General features: G+C 61.2%; 20 protein-coding genes. 13 read left to right on the top strand and 7 right to left on the bottom strand.

Features of this window, described 5'->3' with window-relative positions:
- Window positions 1-25 precede the first annotated feature (25 nt).
- Both O3298_RS07195 and O3298_RS07190 read right to left on the bottom strand, forming a co-directional pair.
- Entirely contained in the window at window positions 26-298 is a 273-nt protein-coding gene (locus O3298_RS07195) for a YkgJ family cysteine cluster protein (protein WP_289903266.1), read from the bottom strand.
- 70 nt (window positions 299-368) lie between these two features.
- Complete coding sequence (locus tag O3298_RS07190) at window positions 369-1,238, bottom strand: head GIN domain-containing protein (RefSeq protein WP_305058866.1); 870 nt, start codon at window positions 1,236-1,238, stop codon at window positions 369-371.
- Window positions 1,239-1,574: 336 nt separating this feature from the next.
- Between O3298_RS07190 and O3298_RS07185 the strand changes: the two genes are divergently transcribed.
- The 4 genes from O3298_RS07185 (at window position 1,575) to O3298_RS07170 (ending at window position 4,864) form a co-directional block, all read left to right on the top strand.
- Window positions 1,575-2,225 (top strand): TetR/AcrR family transcriptional regulator, encoded by a 651-nt coding sequence (locus O3298_RS07185; protein WP_077408726.1) that lies wholly within the window; start codon window positions 1,575-1,577, stop codon window positions 2,223-2,225.
- 169 nt (window positions 2,226-2,394) lie between these two features.
- Window positions 2,395-3,045 carry a protein-L-isoaspartate O-methyltransferase gene (locus O3298_RS07180; protein ID WP_034788761.1) on the top strand — a complete coding sequence of 217 codons (651 nt, stop codon included), beginning with the start codon at window positions 2,395-2,397 and terminating at the stop codon, window positions 3,043-3,045.
- 13 nt (window positions 3,046-3,058) lie between these two features.
- The gene (locus O3298_RS07175; protein WP_034745954.1) at window positions 3,059-3,382 is read left to right on the top strand and encodes a rhodanese-like domain-containing protein; all 324 of its coding nucleotides are present in this window, start codon (window positions 3,059-3,061) and stop codon (window positions 3,380-3,382) included.
- Window positions 3,383-3,523: 141 nt separating this feature from the next.
- Window positions 3,524-4,864: a TolC family outer membrane protein gene (locus O3298_RS07170; protein ID WP_099666320.1), complete on the top strand. Its 1,341-nt coding sequence runs from the start codon at window positions 3,524-3,526 to the stop codon at window positions 4,862-4,864.
- A gap of 68 nt (window positions 4,865-4,932) precedes the next feature.
- On the opposite strand, the gene O3298_RS07165 is transcribed toward O3298_RS07170, so the two are convergent.
- Window positions 4,933-5,400, bottom strand: a complete 468-nt coding sequence (locus O3298_RS07165; protein WP_099666321.1) for a DMT family transporter — start codon at window positions 5,398-5,400, stop codon at window positions 4,933-4,935.
- Window positions 5,401-5,491: 91 nt separating this feature from the next.
- On the opposite strand from O3298_RS07165, the gene O3298_RS07160 reads away from it, so the two are divergent.
- Window positions 5,492-6,397, top strand: coding sequence for a LysR substrate-binding domain-containing protein (locus O3298_RS07160; RefSeq protein WP_289900117.1), 906 nt, complete (start codon window positions 5,492-5,494; stop codon window positions 6,395-6,397).
- A 4-nt stretch (window positions 6,398-6,401) separates the two neighbouring features.
- On the opposite strand, the gene gloA is transcribed toward O3298_RS07160, so the two are convergent.
- From gloA to O3298_RS07145, 3 genes are all read right to left on the bottom strand, one after another.
- Window positions 6,402-6,809 (bottom strand): lactoylglutathione lyase, encoded by a 408-nt coding sequence (gloA, locus tag O3298_RS07155; RefSeq protein ID WP_010401713.1) that lies wholly within the window; start codon window positions 6,807-6,809, stop codon window positions 6,402-6,404.
- Window positions 6,810-6,923: 114 nt separating this feature from the next.
- Complete coding sequence (locus O3298_RS07150) at window positions 6,924-7,346, bottom strand: OsmC family protein (protein WP_035828320.1); 423 nt, start codon at window positions 7,344-7,346, stop codon at window positions 6,924-6,926.
- A gap of 106 nt (window positions 7,347-7,452) precedes the next feature.
- Entirely contained in the window at window positions 7,453-7,719 is a 267-nt protein-coding gene (locus tag O3298_RS07145) for a hypothetical protein (RefSeq protein WP_305058865.1), read from the bottom strand.
- A 262-nt stretch (window positions 7,720-7,981) separates the two neighbouring features.
- Between O3298_RS07145 and O3298_RS07140 the strand changes: the two genes are divergently transcribed.
- The 7 genes from O3298_RS07140 (at window position 7,982) to can (ending at window position 17,032) form a co-directional block, all read left to right on the top strand.
- Window positions 7,982-8,941 (top strand): NAD kinase, encoded by a 960-nt coding sequence (locus O3298_RS07140; protein ID WP_289903282.1) that lies wholly within the window; start codon window positions 7,982-7,984, stop codon window positions 8,939-8,941.
- Window positions 8,942-8,988: 47 nt separating this feature from the next.
- Complete coding sequence (gene recN / locus O3298_RS07135) at window positions 8,989-10,656, top strand: DNA repair protein RecN (protein ID WP_305058864.1); 1,668 nt, start codon at window positions 8,989-8,991, stop codon at window positions 10,654-10,656.
- 246 nt (window positions 10,657-10,902) lie between these two features.
- Window positions 10,903-12,012 (top strand): ferrochelatase, encoded by a 1,110-nt coding sequence (hemH, locus tag O3298_RS07130; RefSeq protein ID WP_305058863.1) that lies wholly within the window; start codon window positions 10,903-10,905, stop codon window positions 12,010-12,012.
- 343 nt (window positions 12,013-12,355) lie between these two features.
- Window positions 12,356-12,892, top strand: a complete 537-nt coding sequence (gene grpE, locus O3298_RS07125) for a nucleotide exchange factor GrpE (RefSeq protein WP_251350097.1) — start codon at window positions 12,356-12,358, stop codon at window positions 12,890-12,892.
- Between the two features lie 91 nt (window positions 12,893-12,983).
- The gene (gene dnaK, locus O3298_RS07120; protein ID WP_070290878.1) at window positions 12,984-14,927 is read left to right on the top strand and encodes a molecular chaperone DnaK; all 1,944 of its coding nucleotides are present in this window, start codon (window positions 12,984-12,986) and stop codon (window positions 14,925-14,927) included.
- Between the two features lie 163 nt (window positions 14,928-15,090).
- Window positions 15,091-16,224 (top strand): molecular chaperone DnaJ, encoded by a 1,134-nt coding sequence (gene dnaJ / locus O3298_RS07115; RefSeq protein ID WP_086147258.1) that lies wholly within the window; start codon window positions 15,091-15,093, stop codon window positions 16,222-16,224.
- Window positions 16,225-16,360: 136 nt separating this feature from the next.
- The gene (gene can / locus O3298_RS07110) at window positions 16,361-17,032 is read left to right on the top strand and encodes a carbonate dehydratase (protein ID WP_099666328.1); all 672 of its coding nucleotides are present in this window, start codon (window positions 16,361-16,363) and stop codon (window positions 17,030-17,032) included.
- Window positions 17,033-17,053: 21 nt separating this feature from the next.
- Here the strand turns inward: can and O3298_RS07105 are convergent, their stop codons facing one another.
- On the bottom strand, window positions 17,054-17,539 hold the full coding sequence (locus tag O3298_RS07105; RefSeq protein WP_251350098.1) for a tetratricopeptide repeat protein: 486 nt from the start codon (window positions 17,537-17,539) through the stop codon (window positions 17,054-17,056).
- Between the two features lie 212 nt (window positions 17,540-17,751).
- Between O3298_RS07105 and O3298_RS07100 the strand changes: the two genes are divergently transcribed.
- The gene (locus O3298_RS07100; protein ID WP_099666330.1) at window positions 17,752-18,636 is read left to right on the top strand and encodes a TauD/TfdA family dioxygenase; all 885 of its coding nucleotides are present in this window, start codon (window positions 17,752-17,754) and stop codon (window positions 18,634-18,636) included.
- Window positions 18,637-18,653: the final 17 nt, after the last annotated feature.

The raw sequence follows: 18,653 nt of genomic DNA, 5'->3' as shown, positions 1-18,653 counted from the left end.
GCAGGGACGCCGTGCGCGCCGCCGCTCAGGGCGCCGTCAGCCGTTCCAGCTCGGCCAGCCAGTGCACCGCGTGTTCGCGGCTGTCGCCGCACATCTCCTCGGATGGCTGCAAGCCGCCGCAAAACGCGGGCCGTTCCGGCTGGCCAAAGATCTTGCAACGGTTGTCATCGGCCAGCTGCACGCAGCGCACGCCCGCCGGTTTTCCCTCCGGCATGCCGGGAATCGGGCTGGTGATGGACGGTGCGGTGCAGCAGGCGCCGCACGAGGGACGGCATGCCAGGGTGGCAGATGGTGACATGGGAGTTCAGACGGGCGGGTGAGGAGCCGACAGTATAGCAAGCCGGCTCCCATGTGTTGCCCGGGCGCGTTCAGCGCACGATGCTGACGCGCTTGCCCGACAAAGTGCGGCGCGCCGGATCGCCATGCACGGTGATGCGGCCGGAACCGCTGGCGCGGGCGTTGACCTCATTCTGGACGGTGACGTCGATGTCGCCGGAGCCGTTGCTCGCCAGATAGGCAACGTCGCTGCGCAGCGACGCCAGGTTGACATCGCCCGAGCCATTCACGTTGGCGTCGAGGCGCTGCACGGCGCCGTTGGCGCTGATGCTGCCCGAGCCGTTGACGGCCACGTTGATGCGTTCGCCGTGCACGCTGCCCAGCTGGATGCTGCCGGAACCGTTCTGCACCGCGTCCGTGTTGCCGCTGGCGAGGGCCGCTGCGTTAATGCTGCCCGAGCCATTGTTGGCCACGTCGAAGCGTCCCGTCGTGCCCGACAATTCGCTCTTCATCGACCCGCGCTGTTCCAGGCTGAAATCGTCGCCATTCAGGCCGCTGACCACCAGGCGGCCCGAGCCGGAGATGTTGATCTTCCTCAATTGCGGTGTCGTATAGATGACGTGGATACCATTGCTGCTGCGAATGTTCGTGTCGCTCCACAGGCGCAGCGTATTGCCGTTCACGTCGCTATGGATCAGCGGTTGCAGATTGCTGTCCGCTTCGATCACCAGCGATGCCGTCGGGCCGACGCGCACGTCGATCTTGATGTCGATGCGCTTCATGTTGTCGATGTCGAGCGCGCTGATGGTGCTGACCTGGCGCACGTCGCGGCTCACTTGCCCATTGCCCTGGATGACATTGCTGCTGGAATCGGCATAGCGTACTTCGCCATCGTTGGGGTTGATGACGATGGCGCAACCGCCAAGGGCAACGGCACAGCACAGGGCCAGCAAGGTACGCATGGTGTTTCCTTTATGATTGTTTTAGTTCGGGACAAGAAAAGAGCCGGCTGCCGCGCCGCGGCTGCCGTGCTGTCGATGAGAAGATAGCAAAGCGGTGCGCTGGCTGGCAGGGAAATGCGACGAACTGCGCAAAATGGGGGCTGAAACGCATTCTGCTTCACCCGGCGCCGCAGTCCGGCTCCAGAGGGAGGTGCCGCCAACGCCGGCGCGGAGCGTACAATGCCGGTGTTCGGTGTGCCGAACGATGTCCCGCGCCGCGCGCATGGGAAGCGCTTGACCTTGACGGTAGACCGGTCTACCATTAATGACTCAAAAGTAAGTTACTTGGAAAGACACATGCAAGCCCCGATTGATACCAAGCCCCGCTGGGAGCGGCGCAAGGATGCCCGCCCGCAGGAATTGCTCGCCGCCGCCCTCGACCTGTTTGTCGAACGGGGCTTCGCATCGACGCGCCTGGAGGATGTGGCCAAGCGGGCCGGCGTGTCGAAAGGCACCCTGTACCTGTACTTTGAGAACAAGCAAGAGCTGTTCAAGGCCGTGGTGCGCGACAATATCGTGCATTCCATCGGCGAGGCGGAAGACAGCATGGCCGCCTCGGACAGCTCCAGTGCCGAGTTGTTGCGCAGCATGATGATGCAATGGTGGGAAGAATTCGGCGCCACCAAGCTGGCCGGTTTGACCAAGCTGATGTTGGCCGAAGCGAACAATTTCCCGGAACTGGCGCAGTTTTACAACGAAGAGGTGGTCACGCGCGGCAATGCGCTGATCGCCACCTTGCTGGAACGGGGCATGCAGCGCGGCGAATTCCGCCAGGTCGATCCCGTGCTGGTCAGCACCATCCTCAGCGCGCCCGTCACCATGCTGATGATGTGGACGCACTCCTTCCTGCCGTGCGAGGTCAAGAACATCGATCCCGTCGCCTACATGGATGCCTTTATCGACATGAGTTTGCGCAGCTTGCAGGTGGAGGCGCCCGGGAAAAGTTGATATGTAGAGCTTGCCTCTACCGTTCAGTTGCCCCTTTTCCAAGGTTCGCCCCCCCAAATCTGCAGATCGTCGCAAATTTCCTCCATTCCCCGCCTTTATGGTTAACATGTGCTTTCAGCCAGTTCAACGATAAAATGGCGGATTATTACTTCACTTACCGAGTCCAAAGATGAATATCGAACAAGCCCGCTTCAATATGATCGAACAGCAGATCCGTCCATGGGACGTACTGGATATCGACGTATTGGAGCTGTTGAACGTGGTCAAGCGTGAAGATTTCGTGCCGGCCGCCTATAAGAACCTGGCCTTCGTCGATACCGAAATTCCACTGGGCGGTGGCGAATGCATGTTGACGCCGAAGCTGGAAGCGCGCATTTTGCAAGACGTAGCCGTCAAGAAGCATGAAAATGTGCTGGAAATCGGCACCGGCAGCGGCTACATGGCCGCGTTGCTGGCGCACAAGGCACGTCATGTGACGAGCGTGGAAATCGTTCCCCAATTGAAAACCCTGGCCGAGCAGACCCTGGCCGCCAACGGCGTGACGAATGTCACCGTGGAACTGGGCGACGGCGCCCAGGGCTGGAGCAAGGGCGCACCGTATGATGTGATCGTCGTGTCTGGCGCGCTGGCCGTGTTGCCGGAAGCACTGTTGCAACAAGTGAAAGTCGGCGGCCGCATCCTGGCCATCATCGGCGAAGCGCCGATCATGTCGGCGCACCTGATCACGCGCAGCTCGGACAAGGCCTACGACACGCGCAAGCTGTTTGAAACCAATGTCACGCCGCTGCAAGCCGTGGCACCGTCGCATTTCCAGTTCTGAGGCGACCGATTCGATGGAGCATTTGAGTGCACCGCAGCTGGCCGCCTGGCTGGCTGACCCTTCCCGCCCGCGCCCCTTGTTGCTGGACGTGCGGGAACAGTGGGAGTTCGACCTGTGCCACCTCGACGGTGCCACCCTGATGCAGATGAATTCGATTCCTGCGCGCATCGATGACCTCGATGAAGACGCCGAAATCGTCTGCATCTGCCATCACGGCATGCGCAGCATGCAAGTGGCAGCCTTCCTGGAGCGCAATGGTTTTGGCAAGATCAGTAATTTGACGGGCGGCGTGCATGCCTGGGCGCTGCAAGTCGACAGCGCGATGCCTAAATACTAAGTTATTTTGCAGTAGATGCACCCAGGCATGTTTTCCTGCATGCCTGCGGAGGCCTGTACCCCGCTCACCCGGCGGGCGCAAGGCAAGCGGTAGCAGATTTTTGATTCCATCAACTTTTGACGACTCCAACGGAGAAATGCAATGCGGAAACCCCTTATCGCCGTGCTGATGACCAGCGCCTTTGTCTCGATGACATACTCGCTGCAAGCGCAGGCGGCCGATCTCATCCAGGTGTACCAGCAGGCGCTGGCCAATGACGCGCAGTACGCCAGCGCGCGCGCGGCCCTGTCGGCCGGGATGGAGCGGGTTCCGCAGGGATTGGCAGGCTTGCTGCCGCAAATCTCCGCGTCGGGCAGCAATACGCGTGGCAATCAGGAACAGATCGCCCAGAACAATGGCGGCAACAAGATCACCTCGCCGTCCGTGAATGTGCGCACGAATGCCTACAATTTGACACTGGCGCAACCGCTGTTCCGCTGGGATCGCTGGGAAACCTATCAGCAAAGCAAGCTGGCGCAGGCGATTGCCGAAGCGCAATTTGCACAAGTGCAGCAAGACCTGATCACCCGCGTGGCGCAGGCGTATTTCGATGTGCTGAGTGCGCAGGACAACCTGGGCGCCACGCAGGCGCAAAAGGTCGCCACGACGGAGCAACTGGCATCGGCCAAGCGCAACTTCGAAGTCGGCACGCAAACGATTACCGACACGCACGAAGCGCAAGCGGCTTACGACCTGGTGGTGGCGCAGGAATTTGCCGCCATCAATGACCTGGCCAACAAGCGCAGCGCTTTGCAAACCATCATCGGCGAAGCGCCGACCACCCTGGCGCCGATGCGCACGGGCGTGGTCATCAGCGCGCCCGAACCGGCTGCCGTCGAGCCGTGGGTGTCGTCCGCCGAAGAGCAGAACTACGGCGTCGTCACGGCCCAGTTCAATGTGGAATCGGCCAAGCGCGACATCGGCCGCAACCGCGCCGGCCACTACCCGACCGTGGACCTGATCGCCAACGCTGGCCATACCTATTCTTCGGGCGGCGGCAATGGCAACGGCAATAACAATAATGCCATCGGCGTGCAGTGGAGCATTCCGATCTTCAGCGGCTTTGCCGTCACCAGCAAGGTGCGCGAATCGATCGCGCTGGAAAACAAGGCCCGCAACGACCTGGAAACGGCACGCCGCACGGCCTCGCAAGGCGCGCGCCAGGCTTTCCTGGGCGTCAATAGCGGTCTGGCGCAAGTCAAGGCGCTGGAAGCGGCGGAAGTGTCGAGCAAATCGGCGCTGGAGTCGAACCAGCTCGGCTATCAAGTGGGCGTGCGCATCAATATCGACGTGTTGAATGCGCAGAAACAATTGTTCTCGACGCAAAAAGACCTGTCGAAAGCCCGCTACGACACCATCATGAACGGCTTGCGCCTGAAGGCGGCGGCCGGCACCCTGAAGGAAACGGACTTGATGCCCGTCAATGCCTTGCTGGACAAATAATCCAGTATTGCGCACGATCAAAACCAGCCCCGGCGACGGCGCTGGTTTTTTTTCGTCTTGCCGTGTTATCACACGGCGCGGCTGTTGGCCACTTGCGTCAGGATCACGCCCGCCACCACCAACCCCGCACCGGCCCAGTGCAGCGGAGAAATTTGCTTCACGGCAAAGCCCAGCAAGCCGTAGCGGTCGATGGCCAGCGCGGCCAGCATTTGCCCGCCGATGACGGCCGCCATGAAGGGGCCGGACCCCATGCGCGGCGCCAGCATCAGCGCGGCCGTAATATAAAACACGCCGGCCGCGCCGCCCAGCCAGGACCAGCCCGGTCCGCGCATGGCGAGGCTGACATCGGGCGCCGGCACCCGCCAGAGCAGCATCACGAGGGACGCGAGCACGGCGCTGACGGCCAGCGAGGCGAGGGTGGCCCACAGCGGGTGGCCCAGGTTGCGGCCCAGCGCGGCATTCGCGCCCGCCTGGAAGGGAACGACGGCGCCGGCCAGCATGGCCAGCGGGGCAAATACGGTGATCCATCCATGCATGTATGACTCCCACTGTTGAGTTGATGGGATCATCGTATTATGCTGTCATGATTAAATCCAATTCGTAGTTTGTCATCCAACTATGCATGAAATGAATAATCTGCGCGCCGTCGATTTGAACTTGCTGGTGATCCTGGATGCGTTGCTCAGCGAGCGCCATTTGTCGCGCGCGGCCGAACGGTTACATATGAGCCAGCCTGCCGTCAGCCATGCGCTGGCCCGCTTGCGCCACCTGCTCGGCGACCCGCTGCTACTGCGCGGCAAGGGCGGCTTCCAGCCGACGGCGCGCGCACTGGAATTGGCGCGGCCCTTGGCCGAAGCCCTGCAAAGCGTGCGTTCCGTGCTGGGCGGCGCCGTCTTCGAGGCGGCCACGGCGCAGCGCGTGTTTCGTCTGGCCATGTCGGATTACGGCGCGGCCTTGCTCTTGCCCGCTTTGCTGCGGCGTTTGCGCGCGGACGCGCCCGGCATCGACCTGGCTGTCAGCTACGCCAGCCGTCCGGCCGTGATCGCTGGCGTGCAGGATGGCGAGATCGACCTGGCGCTCGGTGTATTCCCGCAACTGCCCGAGCAGCTACACAGAGAAACTTTATTTGAGGAAACGTTCGCGTGCGCGCTCGATCCGGCCAGCCTGGCGGCCGGTGAAATGCTGAGTTTGGACACCTATCTGGCGCGCCCCCATGTGCTGGTGGCATCCAGCGAAGGCGGCATGGCGGCCGAAGTCGACGCGGCCCTGGCCCAGCTGGGACAGACGCGCCGCATCGCCGTGCGCGTGCCGTACTGGACGGTCGCACCGGATGTCGTGAGGGGGACGGACTTGATCCTGACGGTGGCGCGGCGCGCCTTGCAGGGCAGCGCGGCGCAAGGGCTGGCGCAGTACGCTGCGCCGTTTGCCATTGCGCCGTTTGCGTTTGAAGTGATACGGCACCGCCGCACGGACGGCGATGCGGGCATCGCCTGGCTGCGCGCGGCCATTGCACAGGCCGCCGAGCCAGGCTGAGGTACTACAGGCCGCCGCCCTGGCCGTCGAACTTGCGCTCGATCAATTCGATCTTGTAGCCGTCCGGGTCGGTGATGAAGGCGATGACCGTGTTGCCGCCTTTCACGGGGCCCGGTTCGCGCGTGACGTTGCCGCCATTCGCGCGTGCCGCGTCGCAAGCGGCGACGATGTCGTCGGCCGAGATGGCGATGTGGCCATACGCCGTGCCCAGCTCGTAGCTGGTGGTGCCATAGTTATACGTCAGTTCCAGTTCCGCATGGTCGGGATTCGATCCATAGCCGACGAAGGCCAGCGTGTACTGGTATTCCGGGTTGTCGCTGGTGCGCAGCAATTTCATGCCCAGGACCTTGGTGTAAAAATCGATGGAGCGCTGCAGGTCGCCGACCCGTAACATGGTGTGCAAAATACGCATCGTAAATCCTTGAGGGTGATAGGGGAATGGCAGGATTTTATGCGTTTTACGGCTTTCTTGCCGAGGCCGCCCCTGCCGTCCGGTGAGGGGACGGCAGCGGACGGCATGCCGGCATTACTCCAGATGGGCGTCCAGGGTGATTTCCGTGGCCAGCAATTTGGACACGGGGCAGCCGAGCTTGGCGCGCAGGGCCGCGTCCTGGAACGCTTCGTCGGTGGCGCCGGGGATGGTGGCCACGAGGGTCAGGTGCACGGCCGTGATGGCATAGCTGCCATCGATTTTTTCCAGGCTGACGTCGGCCGTGGTTTTCAGGGCCGTGGCGCGCAAGCCCGCCTCGCCTAGCTGGCCGGACAGGGCCATGGTGAAGCAGGCTGCATGGGCGGCGCCAATGAGTTCTTCCGGATTGCTGCCGGGACCGTCTTCGAAGCGTGTGTTGAAGCCATAGGCTACGTTGTCGAGCGCGCCGCTTTGGGTGGAAATAAACCCTTTGCCATCTTTAAGGCCGCCACTCCAGACGGCTGATCCTGTTTTTTTCATGATGTACTCCTTGCGTGGTTCGAGCGTCCATCATGCGCGCCGGGGCTTGCCGCTTCCGTTCGTTGCGTCACACTGCGGGAGCATGCGCGGCCCACGACAGTTCGACTCAGCGCGCCTTCTTTGGTTCCAGTTCTGCGTCGGGACGCGCCTGTTTCGGTTCGGCCGGCTTGACCTTTTCCACGCCGGGCTGGGCCCGCCGGTCCGTATCCACCAGGCCTTGCTCCAGGTCGCTGGCTGCCTGCTGCATGATCTTGCGCGGGTGCACGTTTTGCGCATCGGGCGATTCGTCGCGCTCGTGCGGCAGGCGGTCGACGCCGTCATTGCTGACTTTTTCATCGGTATTGATCTTGCGCTCGCTTGGCTGGGTAGCCATATGGCCTCCTGACAGTAAAAATGATGTGCCATCAGTGTCCTGCCGTGCCGGGCCGCCCGCAAGCGGATTTGTCAGGGCAGGGAGCGCTGGCGCACGCATGGACGATTCTTTTTCTGCGCTACACTGCGTGCAACACCAAGAACGCCCCTTGCAGGCACGCGGCAGCCGCACTATACTGTGCATATATACAGTATAGTGCGATGCCGGCGTGCGATGCGACAGCCTGGGGCGGTTTGCCACCGAATTCACTACCGAGACTCTTATGCCCGTCGATACACACGCCGAACAGCCAGCCGCGACCTTGCCAGCCCCGGGAGAGCGCTTCAACCTGGGCGCCAAGACCATCGCCCTGGTCGTGCGCCAGAATACGGATGGCATTGCCGAGCCCGTGAAAAGCATCGTCGATTTCCTGCAAGTGCTGGGCCACACGGTGGTCTTCGAGGCGGAGACGGCCGCGCACCTGAACCTGGCGTTTCCCGGCGTGCGCGCCATGTCGCCGGCCGAGATCGGCGCCGCCGCCGATTGCGCCATCGTCATGGGCGGCGACGGCACCATGCTGGGCATTGCGCGCCAGCTGGCGCCATTCGACGTACCTTTGATCGGTATCAATCAGGGGCGTTTGGGTTTCATGACGGATATTCCGCTCGAGCGCATGCTGCCCGTGCTGGCGCAAATTCTCGGCGGCCGCTTCAAGGCCGAACGCCGCACCTTGCTCGAAGGCAGTGTGCTGCGTGACGGCGTGTCGATACACGTGGGCATGGCCGTCAACGATGTCGTCGTTTCGCGCGGCGGCGGCGCCGGCATGGCCGAATTGCGCGTCGAGGTCGATGGCCACTTCATGTACAACCAGCGCTCGGATGGCTTGATCATTTCCACGCCTACGGGCTCGACCGCGTACTCGCTGTCGGCCGGCGGCCCCTTGCTGCATCCGACCCTGGGCGGCATCGTGCTCGTGCCCATCGCCCCGCATGCGTTGTCGAACCGCCCCATCGTCCTGCCCGACTCCAGCCAGATCGTTGTGGAAATCGTGCGCGGGCGCGATATCAGCGTCAATTTCGACATGCAGACCTTTGCCAGCCTGGTGCAGCAAGACCGCATCCTCATCCGCCGTTCGCCGCATGCGATTACCTTCCTGCATCCGGAAGGGTGGAGTTACTACAACACCCTGCGTGAAAAATTGCACTGGAATGAGTATCCGTCGGGCGAGGGCAAGCTCAGCTAACATTTTCTCCACGTCAACCCGCGGTGCGCCGCCCAACCACAGAAGCCATGCTCCATACACTGTCCATTCGCGATTTTGTCATTGTCGATACCATTGAACTGGAATTTTCCGCCGGCTTCAGCGTGCTGACGGGGGAGACGGGCGCCGGCAAGTCCATCCTCATCGATGCGCTGACCCTGGCGCTGGGCGGGCGCGGCGACGCCAGCGTGGTGCGCGAAGGCGCGCCCAAGGCCGACATCACGGCCGATTTTTCCGTCAGCGAGGTGGCGCAAGCGTGGCTGGCCGCCAATGAGTTCGCCAACGACGAGGGCGGTGCCCTGTTGCGCCGCGTAATCGACAACGCGGGCCGTTCGAAGGCGTATATCAACGGCATCCCCGCCACGGCCGCGCAGCTGCGCGAGCTGGGCGACATGCTGGTCGACATCCACGGCCAGCATGCGCACCAGTCCTTGCTGAAAAGCGAAGCGCAGCGCGCCTTGCTCGACGGCCAGGCGACGGCGCGCGAAGCGGGCGCGGAACAGGATGCGCGGCAAGTTGCCACCCTGCACAAGCGCTGGCGCGCCCTCGTGCGCCAGCGCGAGGAATTTGAAACCAACGCCGCCAACGTGCTGTACGAGCGCGAACGCCTGGAATGGCAAGTGGGAGAACTGGAAAAACTGGCCGCCAAGCCCGGCGAATGGACGGAGATCACGAACGAGCACAGCCGCCTGTCGCACGCGGCCAGCCTGCTGGAAGGGGCGCAGGAAGCCTTGTCCATCATTTCTGAGCAGGAAGACCATCCGATCGTGTCGCAACTGTCGGCCCTGAACCAGAAGCTGGGCAAGCTGGTGTCCGTCGATGCGGAATTGCAACCGATTGTCGACCTGATCGAATCGTCGCGCATTCAATTGCAGGAATCCGTGTACGCGCTGAACAATTACCTGGACCGGGTCGAGCTGGACCCGGAGCGCTTGCACCAGCTCGACGCGCGCATGGAAGCCATGCACAGCACGGCGCGCAAATTCCGCGTCACGCCGGAAGAATTGCCCGAGGAACACGCAAAGCTGTCGGAAAAGCTGCAGCACCTGGCCGACGCCTCCGACATCGAGGGCTTGCTGCGCCAGGAAGCGAAAATCGAGGCGGAATACCGCGGCGTGGCCGAACGGTTATCAAACACGCGGCGCGCCGCCGCCCTGGAACTGGGCCATGCCGTCACGCGCGCCATGCAGGAGCTGAGCATGACGGGCGGCAGCTTTGAAATCGCCCTGCACCCGTGCGAACCGGCCGCGCATGGCCTGGAGCAAGTGGAATTCCTCGTCGCCGGCCATGCGGGCACGGCGCCCCGCTCGCTGGCGAAAGTCGCGTCCGGCGGCGAACTGGCGCGCATCGCGCTGGCCATTTCCGTCATCACCTCGCACGCCACCACCACGCCGACCCTGATCTTCGACGAGGTCGACAGCGGCATCGGCGGCGCCGTCGCCGAAGTGGTGGGCCGCCTGTTGAAACGCCTGGGGCAGGGACGGCAAGTGCTGTGCGTAACCCACTTGCCGCAAGTGGCCAGCCAGGCAAATCAGCATTTCCAGGTGGCAAAAAGCACCCTGGACAATGGCAAGACGGCGTCGCGCATCGACATGCTCGACGCCAAGGCCAGGGTGGAAGAAGTGGCGCGCATGCTGGGCGGCCTGGAAATCACGGCCACCACGCGCAAGCATGCACGCGAATTGCTGGCTATCTAGTACACCTAACCAAACCTACTGCGCGTCGCGGGTCGCGGCCTGCGATGCTCACTGTGCATTCGCACAGCTCCGCTTCTCAGCCACAACTCGCTGCCGCTCGCTACGGTTTTGTTAGGTGTTGTTAGCGTAAACCGGTCTGGTGAGAATGGCAGTTAGCCTTATGCCGTTCCTTTCCATCTTTCCCGATGTTGACGCAATGTAACTATAATGGTCGGCTAATCCATCCAACGCATTCGAAGAGCTTTCATGTCATTTCAAACAGAACCGCCGTACACGCATGGCAGTATCGACCGCAGCGCCGTGGTGCTGGTCAACCTGGGCACGCCCGATGCGCCGACCTCGTCGGCCGTGCGGCGCTACCTGAAGCAATTTTTGTCGGACCCGCGCGTGGTGGAGATTCCTCGTCTCGTCTGGTGGTTCATTTTGAACCTGATCATTTTGCCTTTCCGCTCCGGCCAGTCGGCCAAGAAATACGCGTCGATCTGGACGCGCGACGGTTCGCCCCTGAAAGTGCACACGCAAAAGCAGGCGAAATTGCTGGCCGGCGCCCTGGCCGAGCGGGGTCACGACGGCGTCACCGTCGCCATGGCCATGCGCTACGGTTCGCCTTCCCTGCCGGAGGTGCTGGCCAGGCTGAAAAGCGAAGGCTGCGAGCGCATCGCCATCCTGCCTGCCTATCCGCAATACTCGGGCACGACGACGGGTTCCATTTACGACGCCGTGTTTGCCCATTACGCCACGGTGCGCAATGTGCCGGAATTGCGCTTTATCAAGCAGTATCACGAGCACGACACGTATATCGACGCCTTGCGCGATTCCGTGCTGAACCATTGGGAAGCGCATGGCCGTCCCGAAAAACTGGTGATGAGCTTTCATGGCGTGCCCAAGCGCACCTTGCTGCTCGGCGATCCCTACCACTGCCAATGTCTGAAAACGGCGCGCTTGCTGGCGGAAAAGTTAAAATTAAGTAAAGATCAATACGTGGTGACCTTCCAGTCGCGCTTTGGCAAGGCTGAATGGCTGCAGCCGTACACGGCGCCCACCCTCGTGTCGCTGGCGCAACAGGGTGTCAAGCGCGTCGACCTGCTGTGTCCGGGCTTTACCAGCGATTGCCTGGAAACCCTGGAAGAGATCGCCATGGAAGCCAAGCATGACTTCGAAGCGGCAGGCGGCCAGCAATTTCATTACATCGCTTGCCTGAACGAAACGCCAGCCTGGATCGCGGGCCTGGCGGAAATTGCCGAACAGCACATGATTGGCTGGCCGACGATGAAGACGGCGGCGCAGCGCGAAGCGGACAAGAAGGCGGGCGAGCAGGCGCGCACGGCGGCCCTGGCCCTGGGCGCGTCGAATTAAAGGAAATTATTTTTTGACAATAAAAAGCCGCGCTTGCGCGGCTTTGTCATGTCTGGCGCAGCCAAGGGGTTTTCCGAATAGCAACATCGCCAGTGGCGATGGCTGCGGCGGGGCTGGTAGAATGCCCGCTTTGCCGTGGGAAGCCTGGAAAATCAAGGGGGCGCGCACGGATCGCTGCCTGAAATGGGAAGTGCTTTGTAATAAGCTGTAACATGGATCGCTGTAATTCCGGTTTTGCCATGCATACCCCTTGAAACAATAGGATATAGCCCCATCTGCCCGTTAGTGTTGTAAAGATAGTTAGACTAACTCATTTAAGTCATTGATTGTAGGAGCTTTTCAGATGCAAGATCAGGAAAACCAAGCTGTACCTAATCCGCAAGCGGACGCCGCGGCGACTGCCCCATCGACTCCCGCAGAGCCTACTTTGGAAGAGCAGCTGGCGAGTACCGAAGCGCGTCTTGCAGAGATGCACGATGCCTTCATGCGTGCCAAGGCCGATGGCGAAAATATCCGCCGCCGCGCGCAGGAAGATGTTGCTAAAGCGCATAAATTCGCAGTGGAAAGCTTTGCCGAAGCCATGGTGCCGGTGAAAGACAGCCTGGAAACGGCGCTGACGGTGGAAACACCGACCATCGACTCGCTGAAAGAAGGCGTCGAGATGACCCTGAAGCAACTGAACGCCGCGTTCGAGCGCAACCGCCTGGTGGAAGTGTTGCCGGTGCAGGGCGAGAAGCTCGATCCGATGAAACACCAGGCTGTTGCCGTGGTGCCAGCGGACCAGGAAGCCAATACCATCGTGTCAGTCCTGCAAAAGGGCTATATGATTGCGGACCGCCTGCTGCGTCCAGCCATTGTAACGACCGCGCAAGCAAAATAATCAGAGGGCGGCATCAAGCAAGCCTTGAAACCATGCCGCTTTGCCACATATAAGAACCATCTGAAATCTAGCAAATAAAAGGAAAAAAATCATGGGTAGAATTATCGGTATCGATCTGGGAACCACGAATTCCTGCGTTTCCATCATGGAAAACGGTCAACCAAAGGTAATCGAAAACGCTGAAGGCGCACGCACGACGCCGTCGATTATTGCTTATCAAGAAGATGGCGAAATTCTCGTCGGCGCGCCGGCGAAACGCCAGGCTGTGACCAATCCGAAAAACACGCTGTACGCAGTCAAGCGTTTGATCGGTCGCAAGTTCGACGAAAAAGAAGTGCAAAAAGACATCGCGCTGATGCCGTACCAAATCATGAAAGCCGACAACGGCGATGCATGGATCGGCGTACGCGACAAAAAACTGGCGCCGCCGCAAATTTCGGCTGAAGTCCTGCGCAAGATGAAGAAAACGGCAGAAGACTACCTCGGTGAAGAAGTCACCGAAGCCGTCATCACCGTGCCTGCGTACTTCAACGACTCGCAGCGTCAAGCCACCAAGGATGCCGGCCGTATCGCTGGCCTGGACGTCAAGCGCATCATCAACGAGCCAACCGCGGCAGCGCTGGCGTTCGGCCTGGACAAGACCGAAAAAGGCGACCGTAAAATCGCCGTGTATGACTTGGGTGGCGGTACGTTCGACGTGTCGATCATCGAAATCGCGGATGTTGATGGTGAGAAACAATTTGAAGTGCTGTCGACCAACGGCGACACCTTCCTGGGCGGCGAAGACTTCGACCAGCGCGTCATCGATTACATCATCGACGAGTTCAAGAAGATCAACGGCATCGACCTGAAAAAAGATCCGATCGCCCTGCAGCGCATCAAGGCTTCGGCCGAGCGCGCGAAGATCGAATTGTCGTCGTCGCAACAAACCGAGATCAATGAGCCGTACATCGCCATGGCGAATGGCGCACCGGTCCACTTGAACCTGAAGATGACCCGCGCCAAGCTGGAGTCCTTGGTGGAAGAGCTGATCACGGCCACGATGGAACCATGCCGTACCGCCATCAAAGATGCTGGCGTGAAAGTGTCGGACATCGATGACATCATCCTGGTCGGCGGCATGACGCGTATGCCGAAGGTACAGGAAAAAGTGAAGGAATTCTTCGGCAAGGATCCACGCAAGGACGTGAACCCGGACGAAGCCGTCGCCGTGGGCGCAGCGATTCAAGGTTCGGTCCTGTCGGGCGAACGCAAGGATTTGCTGTTGCTGGACGTCACCCCTCTGTCCCTGGGTATCGAAACCCTGGGCGGCGTGATGACCAAGATGATCCACAAAAACACGACGATTCCGACCAAGTTCAGCCAGGTCTTCTCGACGGCCGACGACAACCAGCCTGCGGTGACCATCAAGGTCTTCCAGGGTGAGCGCGAAATCGCCGCCGGCAACAAGGGTCTGGGCGAATTCAATCTGGAAGGCATCCCGCCAGCATCGCGCGGCACGCCACAGATCGAAGTGACCTTCGACATCGACGCCAACGGCATCTTGCATGTCGGCGCGAAAGACAAGGCCACCGGCAAGGAAAACAAGATCACGATCAAGGCCAATTCCGGCTTGACCGAGGCTGAAATCCAGAAGATGGTGAAAGACGCCGAGTTGAACGCGGAAGAAGACAAGAAGGTCAAAGAATTGGCCGAGTCGCGCAACCAGGCCGATGCTCTGGTACACTCGACCCGGAAATCCTTGACCGAATACGGCGACAAGCTCGATGCGGGCGAGAAAGAGAAGATCGAAGCGGCGATCACCGACCTGGAAGCAAGCATCAAGGCGGGCGACAAGGCTGAGATCGACGCCAAGGTGGAAGCACTGTCGAGCGCATCGCAGAAACTGGGCGAAAAAATGTATGCCGACATGCAAGCGCAGCAAGCTGCCGGCGGCGCGGAAGGTGCACAGCAAGCTGCTGGCGCATCGGACGCAGGCGCCAAGCAAGACGACGTTGTTGACGCTGACTTCAAAGAAGTCAAAGACAGCAAGTAATTGTCTTGCGCTCCCATGAACTGGGGGTAGCCGGGCTGAACGCTACATCGCGGGATTAGCCGCGAAGACCGGCCGAGCCGAGTCGCTGCGCCTAGCGCAGCACTCGACTCGGCTTTTTCGTGTAATTTTTACATCAGTAGATAGACTGCAAGGTGCCGACAACATGGCAAAGCGTGATTTTTACGAGACACTCGGTGTCGCAAAAAATGCTTCGGAAGAAGAGATCAAAAAGTCTTACCGTAAACTGGCGATGAAATACCATCCGGACCGCAATCCGGATAGCAAGGAATCGGAAGAAAAGTTTAAGGAAGTCAAAGAAGCCTACGAGATGCTGACCAATCCGGAAAAGCGCGATGCGTATGACCGTTACGGTCACGCTGGCGTGGACCCGAACATGGGCGGCGGTGGCGGCTTCGGCGGCGGTGCTGGCGGCTTTGCCGACAGCTTCGGCGATATCTTCGGCGACATCTTTGGCGGTGGCGGTGGACGCAGCCGCAATGCGGGTCCACAGGTGTACCGTGGCGCCGACTTGCGCTACAACCTGGAAATTACACTGGAGCAAGCTGCTCACGGCTTCGACACGACCATCCGCGTGCCGAGCTGGGACAAGTGCGACACTTGCCACGGCAGCGGCGCCAAGCCGGGCACTTCGCCCACCACCTGCGGTACGTGCGGTGGTCACGGCCAGGTGCGCATGCAGCAAGGTTTCTTCAGCATCCAGCAAACCTGCCCGAAATGCCATGGCAGCGGCAAGGTCATCACTGACCCGTGCACGCCATGCGGCGGTGCCGGTCGCATCAAGCGCAACAAGACCCTGGAAGTGAAAATTCCAGTCGGTATCGACAACGGCATGCGTATCCGTTCGTCCGGCAACGGCGAACCGGGCACGAATGGCGGTCCGTCGGGCGACCTGTATGTGGAAATCCACATCAAGCCGCACGCGGTGTTCCAGCGCGAAGGCGACGACTTGCATTGCGAAATGCCGATCTCGTTCGCCAAGGCGGCCTTGGGCGGCGAAATCGAAGTGCCTACCCTGAACGGCAAAGTGTCGTTCACGATTCCCGAAGGCACCCAGTCGGGCAAGACCTTCCGCCTGAAAGGCAAGGGCATCAAGGGCGTGCGCTCCGGTTACGCGGGCGACCTGTTCTGCCACGTGGCCATCGAAACGCCGGTGAAACTGACGGAAAAACAGAAAGACCTGCTGCGCGACTTTGAAAAGTCGACGACCGAGGGCGGTGCCAAGCACAGTCCGCAAAGCAAGACCTGGAAAGACAAGGTCAAGGATTTTTTTGAGTAAGCACACGTAATACCATGCGCCGGGATGCTGAAACATCCCGGCGTTTTTTTCACCACGACTGAGAAATATGCGCGCATCGCCGGCCTATGGGCGCGATCTGCCGCCAACTCAGTCGTACGCACACAATGGGAGCGATATGACCGAACCGAAAAATGGCCTGGCCCTGGCGGAACTGCTGCAGCGTAACCGCCGCTGGGCCGACTCGATGGTGGCGAAAGACCCGAACTTCTTCAAGAATCTGGAAGCGCAAACGTCGCCCGAATACCTGTGGATCGGCTGCTCCGACAGCCGCGTGCCCGCCAACGAACTGCTGGGCATGGCGCCTGGCGATGTGTTTGTGCACCGTAATATTGCCAATGTGGTCGTGCATTCCGACCTCAATTGCCTGTCCGTCCTGCAATTTGCCGTGGACGTGCTGAAAGTCAAACATGTCATCATCGTCGGCCATTACGGCTGCAAGGGCGTGCATGCGGCCATGACGGGCACGCGCATCGGCCTGGTCGACAACTGGCTGCGCCACGTCCAGGACGTGGGCCAGAAGCACGAGCGCTACCTGGGCGACGTGCTGACCAGCCGCCAGCGCGGCGACCGCCTGTGCGAACTGAACGTGGTGGAACAAGTCTTGAACGTGTGCCAGACCACCATCGTGCAAGATGCGTGGGAACGCGGACAGGAACTCAGCGTCCATGGCTGGGTCTATGGCTTGAAGGATGGCTTGCTGAACGACCTGGAAGTGACCGTCAAGGCCGGCCACGAACTGGCGCCGCGCATGGCGGCCCGCCTGGCCCGCTACGAAGCGACTGCGTAAGCCAGCAATGCTGGCGCGGCGCTAAGGTGCCGCGCCTTCCAGGCGGCCCAGGTAGTCGGCCGCCTCCCGCACGCCCTCTTGCGCCGCCTGGCGCAGCCAGGTCTTGGCCTGGGGAATGTCCTGCGGCGTGCCCCGGCCTTCGGCCAGCGCCACGCCATAGTGGTAGCGCGCCAGCCGCGCGTAGGCGGCGTCATCATTCGTATGCGCGCCGCGCCGCATCAGCGCCGTCGCCTGCGCCAGGTCCTTGGTCACACCGATGCCCGTTTCATACAGCTGGGCCAGCCAAATCATCGAATACACATCGTTCCAGCGCCGGATGCAATCTTCAAAGATGGCGACGGCGGCCGCATGGTCGCCCGTCTTGTCGGCCGCATAGCCGTACAAACACTTGATGCGCTTGTCGCTGTGCACATAGGCTTTGTAGCTGAGATCACTTTCACCCTGGCTATCCTGGGCATGGACGGGAACAGTCAACAGCAAGGCGAGCAGCAGGGCGTAGGTGGGCATGGCTTTCCTGGGGCTAGGGTTAAAGCTTAGTAGATAAGCAAGTTTCGTGCTAGCACCATGCCCGGGCAAGGCCGGTGCTGCTGTGCCAATTCGTGACAGCCGCTGTGGCAGCGTGGCGCAACGCGCCGCGCATATCCATATAGTAAATGCTTCGTTTGCAAGCAAGGCTGGCCGGCATACAGTGGACTTCCCCTGACTCTAGTCGAGTTCCCATGTCGGCCGTCCTGAAACCCGCGTTTTCTTCCAGCCCGTTCCGTATCGAGACTTTCGATGCGCCGCTCGGCGCGCAAGTGCTGGGGCTGGACCTGGCGCAGCCGCTGTCGCTGGGCGACTTCCAGCGCCTGCACCACGCCCACCTCGACCATCACGTGCTGGTGTTCCGCGACCAGCGCATCACGCCGCAGCAGCAAGTCGATTTCAGCCGCCGCTTCGGCCCCCTGCAAATCCACGTGCTGCGCCAGTTCCAACTGCCCACGCAGCCGGAAGTGCTGATCATCTCGAACATCGTCGAGGATGGCCAGCCCATCGGCCTGGGCGACGCGGGCCATTTCTGGCATTCCGACCTGTCGTACAAGGAAGTGCCCAGCCTCGGTTCCATGCTGCATGCGCAAGAGTTGCCGCAGGACGGAGGCGATACCGTGTTTGCGAATATGCACCTGGCGTGGGAAAGTTTGCCGGCCGCGCTGCGCCACGCCGTGCGCGGCGCCCGTGCCGAGCATAGCTACCTGAGCCAGTACGAGGAATTGCGCCGCCGCAACCCATGGCGGCCCGCCCTGACCCAGGCGCAGGTCGATGAAGTCAAACCCGTGACGCACCCCGTCGTGCGCGTGCACCCGGAAACGGGCCGCCGCGCCCTGTTTGTCAGCGAACACTTCACCACGCGCATCGTCGGCTTGCCCGACGATGAAAGCCGCGCCCTGCTCGATGAACTGTTTGCCCACAGCGTGCGCCCGGAGCACCTGTACGTGCACCGCTGGCAGCCGCACGACCTGGTGTTCTGGGACAACCGCTCGCTGATGCACCTGGCGACGGGCTGCCCGCCCGACCAGCGCCGCAAGTTGTATCGCACCACCATCGAAGGCGATGCGCCGTACTGATTTTTTTGATTGTTGAT

The organism is Janthinobacterium sp. SUN137 (assembly GCF_030587265.1).
GTDB classification, from domain to species: Bacteria; Pseudomonadota; Gammaproteobacteria; order Burkholderiales; family Burkholderiaceae_D; genus Janthinobacterium; species Janthinobacterium kumbetense.
The sequence above is the reverse complement of the archived record's forward strand: the minus strand, read 5'-3'. Positions and strand labels throughout refer to the sequence as shown.